Below are 10,148 nucleotides of genomic sequence, written 5' to 3'. Positions count from 1 at the left end.
CAATCTTTTGAATTAACCTGGAGATTGCCGCGTCGCTACGCTCCTCGCAAAGACGGTTGCTACATGCACGAACAAGCAAGGAGCAAACGCTTGGATTGAACGCCGAAGGCATGATAATCCGGGAGAGTTTGAACCCGGGTTATCCTCGCTACGTTCGTCAACCCAGGCTACCCAAGGCGGTTGCTACTTTATGTTGCGCGGTGATCAGATATGACATCCAATCCTGCTTGTGCAATACTGTGCCCAAGAAAAAAGGGGGTGCTGATGACGTTGCTTAAAAAATGGTTTGCTTTAGCGTTGTGGAAAAAGATCACGCTTGCTTTAGTGCTCGGTATCGCGGTGGGGATTGCAATGGGTTCTGATGCTGTGGTGTTCAAGCCGATTGGTCTTATTTTTATTCATTTGATTCAGCTTATGGTGGTGCCCGTGGTGTTTACCGCCATCGTGAACGCAGTGATTTCCATGAGCAGCGCGCAGAAAATGCATGTGATTTGGGTCAAAGCCCTGTGTATTTATGCTGTAAGCATGGGCGTGGCGGCGTGTTTGGGTTTGGTGATGGCGATCGTGCTTCACCCGGGCACAGCGGTTAATGTTGCCCATTTGCATTTAACTAACCCGGTTCAAGGCACAGCTAAGCCGATGAGTGTCGTCGATGAGTTGGTGAATATTGTGCCGAGCAATCCGGTCCAGGCCTTTGCTTCGGGCAATATTTTGCAGATTCTCGTGTTTGCCGTCTTGCTGGGATTCTCGATTAATTTTGCCGGCAAGCCCGCACAACCCGTGGCCGATTTATTCAAATCATTTTCACACGTGGTGTTTAAATTTGCTGGCATTGTCATGGGGTTCGCCCCATACGGGATTTTTGCTTTGCTCGCTTGGGTTTTGGGTGAGTTTGGCTTGGCGATTTTACTGCCGCTGCTAAAGTTTGTCTTCGTGGTGTATTTAAGCTGCACCTTGCTGGTGGTGCTGTATTACTTGCCGGTATTGTTTGTTTTGGTGCGAGTCAGCCCGGGCCAATTTATTCGCAGTATTTTTCCGGCTATGGTGATGGCGTTTAGTACCTCGAGCAGTGCGGCCACCTTGCCCACTTCCATGCGCTGTGCCCGGGAAAATTTGGGTTTAAATAAAAATATTTCCGGCTTTTTGTTGCCTTTGGGTGCGACTTTGAATTTGAATGGTTTGACGATTTATATCGTTACTGCCACGTTGTTTTCAGCGAATTTATTCGGTGTGCATTTAGGCTTATCACAATACATTACGATCATCTTAACCACGATTTTGGCAGCCATTGGCGCGGCGGCTGTGCCAGGTTCGGCTTTGATTGTCATGGGTGCGGCGATGAGTTCGGTCGGCATTCCGCTGACGGGCATTTCCTTGATTGCGGGTGTGGATCGCTTAAACGATATGATGCAAACCATGACTAACGTCATGGGTGATTTGTATGCAACGACTTTGGTTGCTAAAACCACCCCTGATGATGAGGTTCACCCTCACGTGCACCATTAATTGCTGGTGTTTTTCTGAAGGCACTGAGACATCAATATTGCGACAGATTGGGAGTTGCTTGCATCGACAGTGTCAATGTCGTTGTAAGGCGCATCGACAATCACAAAATAACTGCCGCCCGGTTTTGCCTGTACATCATCAGCGTTATCAACCGGGTTATCGCTCAAATTAATGATTGTATAGTATTGCCAGTTGCGCGAGTAACTTGACGGGTTGTAGAGGATGTTTTCTTGGGTCATCCGTGCAAATGCGCCCACTTTTTGCGGTGCAGGTATTGTGCCTGTCTGTACAGCTGAGGGTGAAACTTGGCTGTAAAAATCTAGGGCGTGAGGCTTTCCGATGCTGTAGGAGTGGTTCATGGGGTCATAAACGCATTCTGTGGCATTGATAAACGTTGCTTGGCCGGCGCTGCTGTCTTGGGTTTTGGGTGTTTGTGCGTGTAAGATCGTCGATATAAGCACTGTGCCGAGAATTGCGAAGCCTTTTTTCATTATTTTTACCTTTGTTTGAGAGCTTTAATTGGCCAAAATTTTACCATTTTTTACATTTTATGCAAGATTTTTTTCTTTGAAATTTAGAGTGAATTCTGCCTGGTTCGCCAATTGAGTTTGCGTATGGCATACTTCGGCTATTCAGTGTTGGAGGGGATATGGGTCAACACGACGAACTCAAAAAACGCTTACAATTCCAGGTCCGTCGAGGCATGTTGGAGCTGGATATCTTTCTTCAGCGCTTTCTCAATGAGCGCTTTGATGCCTTGTCAGCCGCTGATCAATCGGCATTTTGTGACTTACTCAAGGAAAATGATCAGGACCTTTTTGTTTGGTTAACGGGTCGAGAGACACCCTCCAATCAGCGATTGGCGGCGATGGTGCAAGAGGTGCGAGATCATGTTTGCCATCAGTGAACAGTCGCGTGTGCGCAAGTTTTTAACGCTGCTGCTGGCGTTAATTGTATTTTTAAGTGTCTTGGATTCAAGTTTGTTTTGGGAAGTGAAGCTGGTGGCTCTGCTGGCTTGCGTGGCCTGTTTGTTGTTTGAGCTTGTTCGTCATCATCAACATGAGCTACGCTTTGATGGCGAGCGTTTTTATTTGGATGATACGCCGGTCAAGCTTGATGGTCGGTCTCGTCGTTACCTTTTTTTACTCGCTTTGCAGTTTCGTACACCGAAAGGTACTATTGTGTCATATATCGTATGGCGTGGTTTAACGCCGGCGGCAAAGTGGGCGGCTTCAAATCGAGAGATTTCGATGTTAAAGATTACAGGGCAGCTTTAGCTTAAAGCCGTAAAATTTATTGTTAAGAAGGATAGGGATGTGAGAAGTCGGCTACTTAAAAGTTTAATTATTGGTTCGGGTTTTCCGCTGACACAGCTTGCGATTTTATTGTTTACGCCTTTGCTGCCTGTGCTGGGTCGCGCGTTTGACGTGTCATCCGATCAGATCTTATTGACGCCGACGGTGGTACTCATTGGCTACCTGCTTGGCCACTTGTTTTGGGGCACTTTGTCCGATTATTGGAATCGCCGTCACACTTTGTTATTAGGGCTTCTGTTATTTATTGCCAGTGCCTTGCTCACAGGCCTTTCGGGTAATTTGACGTTGTTTTGGCTGTTTAGCTGCATCCTGGGATTCTCTGCCGCGACATTTACGAGCGTGGGCAATGCCTTCATGGTCGATATTTACGGCAAAGAGAAAGCGGTTGGTGCCATCGCGTATATAGGCATCGCCATGGCGACAACACCGATCATCGTGCCGCCTTTGAGCATGGCCTTGTATCATGCGTTTAATTGGTCTGCGATCTACGAGTTTATGGCATGTTACGGTATTGTGATGTTGATAGGCTTTTTGATGTTTGTCAGAGCGCGCGGCGATTCGCAAGCACCGGCTGCTCATGAGCTGCATTTGTTAAAACGTTATGCGAGCCATTTAACGAATACTCAGTTCATCAAGAATGTGGCAAGTTTGGCGTTGAAGTTTGGTGTGTTTGTTACGTCGATTTCGATGTTGCCCTATATTTACGTGCATTACTTAACAGTGACAAGAGTTGATTTTTCGATCTTGGGTTTTGTGGTGCTTTTGCCCTCGCTGATCATGGCCATTGTCGCGAAAACCCTGGTAAAAGCCTATGGTACGAAGCGATTGATTAATGTGGCGGCAGTTTTGACCTTGATTGGCAGCGTGGGTTTGGTTTTTTTGTTTTTCTTAGGCGTGAAAGTTGTTTTGTTGGTCACGCTCGCCTTGATGTTTATTTTTGCGGGCGTGGGTTTGTCTTTGCCGATGTGTAAAGGCGCATCCATGACATCGGTTTCACACAGCTTTGGCGCGGCCTCATCCTTGATGAAATGCCTGCAAACCTTAGGGCCTGTGGTCGTCACTGGCATTAATGCGGACGTTCATCAGGCCTTTGGGTTGCTTGGCTTCGCTGTGTTATTGCTCATCGTTTCGATCATCTCGACGATTGTTCGTCTTCTGTGATCGTTAGTCTTTCAGTAAATCCTCGAAAGACTCATTGTAAAACGAAAGGCTAAACTCAACGATCGTGTACTGCGATGCGCCAGCTTTCACAAAAGGATCTTCAGCTAAAGTGGCTGCAAATTCTTCTCTTGAAAGGCCTTTTACCATAATAACGCCGCCTGAGCTGTCGTGTTGTCGGCCAGAGGCGATTAATTTACCTTCTGCCAGTAGCGCCTTGAGGAAAGCGTGGTGAGCGGGGCGGTGTTCATCGACATCGCTTAAAGGTTTTAAGTATTTTGAAATAGCAATTAACATTAGACTTTCTCCCATAGTATTTCACGGTTAGTGCCATCGTTATACGGTTTCAATGAGAGGCGGTTGCCTTCAAGAAACGTGTATTTTCGTTTTAGAATTTGGCCGACCCGATTTGGAAAAAGGCAGCCTTCAAGATCGTGGTCAACTGTTTCGTTTTCTTCGTCAATGGTGTACTGACCAAAGTAAGCGAGATAATCACCAGCCGCTTGTTTTAGCTCATCAACACTCGCTGTTTTTAAGCTCTTCGCGTTCATAGCTTGTCGGTTTCTTCGGGTAATTTGTACGGCCATTGTGCCCTTGGCATCGTAAATAATATAGCCGACCGCGTCGTCACCAAAAGGATAGTGTTTTTGACCGTGCTCATCGATTTCGATTGAGTGAACTAAACGCCATGTGCCAATAAATTTTTCTTTCATTATCTCTTCCTCCTAGTCTTTGATGGGCGCTTCAGGGTAAATTGATTCGCCGTCAAGCAATTCAAAATCATACTGAAGCTCGTAATGATCGCCGTTTCGTTTGAAATCGCCGATCATATTCTTGTCTGCGGTGAACACCACATCCTGTTCGATGAGTGGGTCCCCCTCAGAGAACACTTGCGTGACCAAGGTTTCATGCTCTGGCGCAGTCACGATAAAGTGAATATGCGCAGGGCGATACACTTGGCGATTAGCTGCGGCTAAGAACACGCCAACCGGTCCATCTGTAGGCACCGGGTAAGGGGTGGGTATTAAAGCGGTGAAATGATATTCGCCGTTTTCATCTGCAATAAATCGACCCCGTAAATTCATACGTGGCTGCTTGGGGTCTTGAATGTCGTAGAGACCATTCGTGGCGGCTTGCCAAACATCGAGTTTGGCGCCAGCAAGGCCTTGACCCTTGCTGTCACGCACTGTGCCACGGATGTTCACTCGCTCACCCTCTGTGTCATCTGACATGATGGCATCGCCGAGTTTTCGCATCGGCGCATTTGCGCGATAGTAAGGCCCTACGAGCGCGCTACCAACCGCGTTGTTAGGCCTGTGACTGTTGGCCACTTCCACCAGCTGGCTGATGCCTAAGACATCGGCAAACAATAAGAACTCATTGCGATTGGTTTTGGCACTAAATTTTGCGGCATCCATTAAGGCTTCCCACATCATTTCCCATTCTTGGTTGGTAAGCTGTGTGTCAGCAATAAAACCGTGTAGGTGTTTGATCAAGCTTTCTGTGATGGCTTGCGCACGTGGATCGTCAAATTGCTGGTATTGTTTCAGTACGCGGTCGGTAAATGTTTTTGCATCCATACGTTTATTCTCCTTTAAAATATCAACACAATGCGTTCTTTAATCGTAGGATCAAGCACGGCTTGGTAGGCTTCTGTGGCTTGCTCCATGGTAAAGCGTTTTATTTCATCTTCACGGGGTGCCGTCAACTGGCCAGACTCAAAGCCGGGTTTTAGCGCATTCAGTAAAGCAGCATTTTCGTTAAAATCCAGCGGTACGGTGTTCACACCCACTAAAGTTTGGTTTGCTCGGTAGAGTTCGAATAAGCTCACCTCAGCAATGCGATGATTGGGTGGGGCGCTGATCGTGGCTAAATGGCCACCTTTTGCAAGCGCTTTCAGCAAAGGTTTCCACAGGATCGTGCCGACGGAGTTTAGGATAACATCAAAGGCTTTGCCGTTATTCAATGCGATGGCCTGCTGTTCGAAATCTTTTTCTGTGCTATCCACAGCCTTCAAACCTTCTGCCTGTGCTTTTTTAAGTTCTTCTTCGCCACGAACCACGGCGACAGGGTTTGCTCCTAGCCAGTGTGCAATGGCCATGGCGGCGCGGCCCACTTGACCCAGTGCGCCAATAACCAAACAGCTTTTACCTTTTGACAGTTGGCTGCGCTTAACGATGGCGTAGTACGCAGTGACATAGGGCAGTGTGACACTACCGGCTTGCTCTAAGGAAAGTGTGGTGGGTATTGTTGCAACCGCGCTGATCGGTAAGGCCATATACTGTGTATGTGTGCCATTAAAATCAATGCCTGCGGTACCTTCTGTTCCCCAGATGTTTTCGCCAATGAGCTCTTTTGGGCCTTTGACAATGGTGCCTGCGAAATCGCGCCCCGGAATACGAGGCGTTTTCGCGTGATCAAAGTAGCCAATGGCAGCCAGCGCATCGGAGGCGTTAACGCCTGCGGCTTTGATCTCAACCAAGACCTCGTCTGCTGTGATCTCGGGTGTATCAAGTTCTTGTAAGCCGATGGCTAGGCTTGCGGCATCCTTGGCGTGTGCTTGAATGTATAGGCTTTTCATGACGTCACTCCTTTTTTGTCATGGTTTATGGCTGTGGTAATAATGTGCGCGGTTGGTTTAATTCGTTGTATGCATCGATGTATTTGTTAGCTTCGGCTTCTGTCTTAGACATGACTTCCTCCGTGATGCAAGTCAAATTGTTGGGAAGAGTCTGGCGGACAGCATTATAGTCATCCGAGAGCGGGCCATCTTTAGCCTTCATAAAGTCAGTTAAAGTAAAAACGGTTTTCCTTACCCCATCGATGTAGTGGCCTGAGAAAAACGATTGAACCCCAGGACTGCGGATTAGGGTTAGCTTTAGCTCGTCTCCGGTTATTCTCAATTTAACAATGAGTGTGAAGTTGTGGTTCGAAAAACTTGTTTCTGAGGCGCTCATTTTTTTAACCTCTTTTTTTATTAGGTGTTCACAGTATATAATACGAGTAACCGCGTGTCAACACTCGCAGTTAAAAATTTAAGGTCGCCATACCTTGTTATGAGGCCATTATGGGGTAGTATTTAAAACTCAACGCTTCGGGGCATTATGAAAAAACACGACATTCGCGACCTATCGCTCTCAAAACCTGCGGATTTAGCGTTGGCTGACAGGCGATTATTTAACTATTTACTGCACCAGGCGTTTTCCGACGGCCTGCAAACAACGCGATTTACGATCGGCTTTGACGAGTTGATCGGTGTGTTTTCAAGTAAGGCACCCAGTGTCGATCGCGTGTTGCTCTCGCTGCAAAAGCTATTGCAAATGACGATCACTGTGCATCACCGCACGGATGAAAGCGCTATCGAAGTTTTCAATCTGTTAAGTGAAGTGTGCGTTGATCGTAAGCAGCACAGGCTTCATTACGCGTTTCCAACGCTTGCACGTGCGATCTACAAAGATCCTGCGCTGCTTGAACGTTGTTTGATTCAAGCCCATTTTGAATATAAATACAGCGAAGCGTTGTATGTTTTGATGGCGGACCAAGTGTTTGCGCAAAAAGCTGCGTCGTTCGAGCTTGAACTTTCGAAGCTTAGAGATAAGCTGGGTATCGCTTGCGATAAAATGAAAAATTTTAATGATTTTGATCGTTTTGTTTTACGGCCGGCAATCAATGAAATTAATTTATATGCGAGTTTTCAGGTTTGTGTCGAGCCAGTTAAGCAGGGTAGAAAAGTGACGGCCTTGAGTTTTTCATTCGATATTCAACGTGAAGTATCTTCTTTAAGCGCTGCAAAGCAGGTGATTCCATCGCATCGACCGCGCTTTTTTATTGAGGCGCCTGAAGAAGAGCGCGCCTATGCTTATTTGCTTGGGGCGAGCACGCCTGAGCGTAAAAAGTATTTTGAGATTGCTGCTCAAAATGCCGCGCGCCAGCGGGTGAGGTTGTCACCCGAGTCGCTAGATACGCCGGATGTGTGGTTCGACTGGTGTAAGCGTGAGTTGCTTGAGAGGTCGGTCTAGGGCCGCTGAAAAAATTGTTCATTAATTTATCTTTCCTAAAACCAAATTCGCGTGTACAATGCGCGCTCTTAATATGTTTCTTGGCCTTTCGTTTCGACAGTCCCAGTTTTCATGTTCAAGACTAATATGTTTAATTGAAGGACTTTCTTATGAGCCAATCAAAAATTTATGTCGGTAACCTACCTTATTCAGCTACTGAAGACGGCCTCCAGGCTTTCTTGTCACAGTTCGGTGAAGTGGTAGACGTTAAATTAATCAAAGATTTCGAAACAGGTCGCGCTAAAGGCTTTGGTTTCGTAACATTCGCTTCTGACGCTGATGCTGACGCTGCCTTGGCTGCGAACGGCAAAGAATACGAAGGCCGCCAGTTGAAGGTGAGCATCGCGAAAGACAAGCCGCCTCGTACAGGTGGTGGTGGTCGTTCTGACGATCGTCGTCGATAGAGTATTACTTAATGTCATCCTCTGATTTTTCCGGGCTCGGCCTGGATAGGCCTTTATTGGCCTCAATTCTTGAGCTTGGTTATGAAGTACCTACGCCTATCCAAGCTCGAAGTATCCCCGTTTTGCTTGCTGGCAGCGATTTAATCGCCCAGGCGCAAACGGGTACTGGCAAAACGGCAGCCTTCGCGCTGCCGGCTTTGTCCCGAATCGATCTTACGCTTAAAAAGCCTCAGGTGTTGGTATTAGCGCCCACACGTGAGCTCGCCATTCAGGTGGCTGAAGCGTTTAAAACTTATTCGAAACACCTGAAAGGCTTTTTGGTCACGCCTATTTACGGTGGCCAAAGTTATCAAACACAGCTCAGCGCGTTAAAGCGCGGTCCGCAAGTGATTGTGGGCACGCCGGGTCGTGTGATCGACCACTTGGAGCGTAAAACATTATCCTTAGCAGATTTAAAAATGGTCGTGCTGGATGAAGCTGACGAAATGCTTAACATGGGCTTTGTCGACAGTATTGAAGAAATTCTAAGTCAAGCGCCAGAATCTCGCCAAACGGCGTTATTCTCGGCCACGATGCCAGCTGGCGTTAAAAAATTGGCTAAAAATTACCAGCGCGATGCGCAACATATCGCGATTGAAGCGAAAGAAGGCACGATCGGTAAAATCGAGCAGCAGTACATTGTATTAAACACGGATCAAAAAAACAGCGCGCTCTTGCGTGTGCTGGAAGGTGAAGCGCCACAAGCGACGATTATCTTTGTCCGTACTAAGATAAAGTCTGCAGAGCTCGCACAAACCCTACAAAGTGCAGGCTACGGTGTAGCAGCACTCAATGGCGATGTGAATCAATCCACCCGTGAACGTGTGATCCAGCAGTTTAAGAAAGGCGGTTTAGATATTATCGTAGCCACTGACGTGGCAGCGCGCGGCATTGACGTTGAGCGCGTGAGCCACGTGATCAACTATGATATTCCTTTCGACGTGGAATCGTATGTGCACCGTATCGGCCGCACCGGTCGAGCAGGGCGTTCAGGTAAAGCGATTTTGATGGTGAACCAGCGTGAAATGCGGATGTTGAAAAACATTGAGCGCACGCTAAAAGTGACTATCGAGCGCGTGAATCCGCCTAGCCACGAAGAAGTGACCGCCAAGCGTAATGAAGCTTTGGCACAGCAGGTTTCTGATACCTTAGAGAAAAGCCGAAAGCTTGGGCCTTACCGTGACTTGGTGCAAAAGATTGCGTACGAAAGTGGGCGCTCTTTTGAGGATATCGCTGCCGCTTTAGCGTATTTCAATGATAGCGCGAAGTCTCCGCAGTTACCCCCTGAAAAATCTGATAGATCTGATAGGCCTGCGTCTAAATCTAGAACTAGAGATAGTCGCGATAGCAGAGATTGGGGCGATCGTGATCGTAACCGTGAGGGCAAAAAGGCGAAAAACAAAGCCTTTGGTCAGAAAGGCCAGGCCAAGCGTAAACCTGCTGCTGGCAAGAAAAAGGTCGTGAAAAAAACACGGGCCAAATCTAAATAAGTGGCGGCAACGCTAAAGGCTTCGTCCTAATCAGGCTGATTAAAAAGCAGGTGGCTCGCTAGAAAATTCAAAGCGATTGCCCCTGCTTTTTTTGTAATTTCGGTTTTTACAGGCACTGTGAAAATCAGGGTCTGTTTACAATGGATTTTTGCAAGCGAAAACTGAAGGGGTTGAGGC

The 10,148-nt window shown here is 47.3% G+C and carries 13 protein-coding genes; 7 read left to right on the top strand and 6 right to left on the bottom strand.

Features of this window, described 5'->3' with window-relative positions:
- Window positions 1-210: 210 nt before the first annotated feature.
- Window positions 211-1,506 (top strand): dicarboxylate/amino acid:cation symporter, encoded by a 1,296-nt coding sequence (locus COV52_03770; protein PIR11438.1) that lies wholly within the window; start codon window positions 211-213, stop codon window positions 1,504-1,506.
- Here COV52_03770 and COV52_03765 read toward each other — a convergent pair.
- Complete coding sequence (locus tag COV52_03765) at window positions 1,503-1,997, bottom strand: hypothetical protein (protein PIR11437.1); 495 nt, start codon at window positions 1,995-1,997, stop codon at window positions 1,503-1,505. The two genes, COV52_03770 and COV52_03765, sit on opposite strands and share 4 nt — an antisense overlap.
- A 158-nt stretch (window positions 1,998-2,155) precedes the next feature.
- On the opposite strand from COV52_03765, the gene COV52_03760 reads away from it, so the two are divergent.
- Genes COV52_03760 through COV52_03750 form a run of 3 tightly spaced genes read left to right on the top strand, consistent with a single transcriptional unit; the run spans window position 2,156 to window position 3,983 of the window.
- Window positions 2,156-2,413: a response regulator receiver protein gene (locus COV52_03760; GenBank protein ID PIR11436.1), complete on the top strand. Its 258-nt coding sequence runs from the start codon at window positions 2,156-2,158 to the stop codon at window positions 2,411-2,413.
- Window positions 2,397-2,783 carry a hypothetical protein gene (locus tag COV52_03755; GenBank protein ID PIR11435.1) on the top strand — a complete coding sequence of 129 codons (387 nt, stop codon included), beginning with the start codon at window positions 2,397-2,399 and terminating at the stop codon, window positions 2,781-2,783. Before COV52_03760 ends, COV52_03755 begins: the two co-directional genes overlap by 17 nt.
- Window positions 2,784-2,801: 18 nt before the next feature.
- Complete coding sequence (locus tag COV52_03750; GenBank protein PIR11434.1) at window positions 2,802-3,983, top strand: hypothetical protein; 1,182 nt, start codon at window positions 2,802-2,804, stop codon at window positions 3,981-3,983.
- A 3-nt stretch (window positions 3,984-3,986) separates the two neighbouring features.
- Here COV52_03750 and COV52_03745 read toward each other — a convergent pair whose 3' ends face one another.
- The 5 genes from COV52_03745 to COV52_03725 are packed head-to-tail and all read right to left on the bottom strand — an operon-like array spanning window position 3,987 to window position 6,937.
- On the bottom strand, window positions 3,987-4,277 hold the full coding sequence (locus COV52_03745) for a GTP cyclohydrolase (protein ID PIR11433.1): 291 nt from the start codon (window positions 4,275-4,277) through the stop codon (window positions 3,987-3,989).
- The gene (locus tag COV52_03740) at window positions 4,277-4,693 is read right to left on the bottom strand and encodes a hypothetical protein (protein PIR11432.1); all 417 of its coding nucleotides are present in this window, start codon (window positions 4,691-4,693) and stop codon (window positions 4,277-4,279) included. The genes COV52_03745 and COV52_03740 overlap by 1 nt, the downstream gene beginning before the upstream one ends.
- Before the next feature lie 12 nt (window positions 4,694-4,705).
- A complete protein-coding gene (locus COV52_03735) occupies window positions 4,706-5,560 on the bottom strand; it encodes a protocatechuate 3,4-dioxygenase (GenBank protein ID PIR11431.1) in 855 nt (284 codons plus the stop codon).
- Between the two features lie 14 nt (window positions 5,561-5,574).
- On the bottom strand, window positions 5,575-6,561 hold the full coding sequence (locus COV52_03730) for a hypothetical protein (GenBank protein PIR11430.1): 987 nt from the start codon (window positions 6,559-6,561) through the stop codon (window positions 5,575-5,577).
- A gap of 25 nt (window positions 6,562-6,586) precedes the next feature.
- On the bottom strand, window positions 6,587-6,937 hold the full coding sequence (locus COV52_03725; protein PIR11429.1) for a hypothetical protein: 351 nt from the start codon (window positions 6,935-6,937) through the stop codon (window positions 6,587-6,589).
- 147 nt (window positions 6,938-7,084) lie between these two features.
- Between COV52_03725 and COV52_03720 the strand changes: the two genes are divergently transcribed.
- From COV52_03720 to COV52_03710, 3 genes are all read left to right on the top strand, one after another.
- Complete coding sequence (locus tag COV52_03720; GenBank protein PIR11428.1) at window positions 7,085-7,999, top strand: hypothetical protein; 915 nt, start codon at window positions 7,085-7,087, stop codon at window positions 7,997-7,999.
- Between the two features lie 149 nt (window positions 8,000-8,148).
- Window positions 8,149-8,442: an RNA-binding protein gene (locus tag COV52_03715; GenBank protein ID PIR11427.1), complete on the top strand. Its 294-nt coding sequence runs from the start codon at window positions 8,149-8,151 to the stop codon at window positions 8,440-8,442.
- A gap of 11 nt (window positions 8,443-8,453) precedes the next feature.
- Window positions 8,454-9,971, top strand: a complete 1,518-nt coding sequence (locus tag COV52_03710) for an ATP-dependent RNA helicase (protein PIR11426.1) — start codon at window positions 8,454-8,456, stop codon at window positions 9,969-9,971.
- Window positions 9,972-10,148: the final 177 nt, after the last annotated feature.

This window comes from Gammaproteobacteria bacterium CG11_big_fil_rev_8_21_14_0_20_46_22 (genome assembly GCA_002796245.1).
GTDB lineage: Bacteria > Pseudomonadota > Gammaproteobacteria > UBA12402 > UBA12402 > 1-14-0-20-46-22.
Note: the sequence above shows the minus strand (reverse complement) of the source record. Positions and strands in the feature narration are given on the sequence as shown.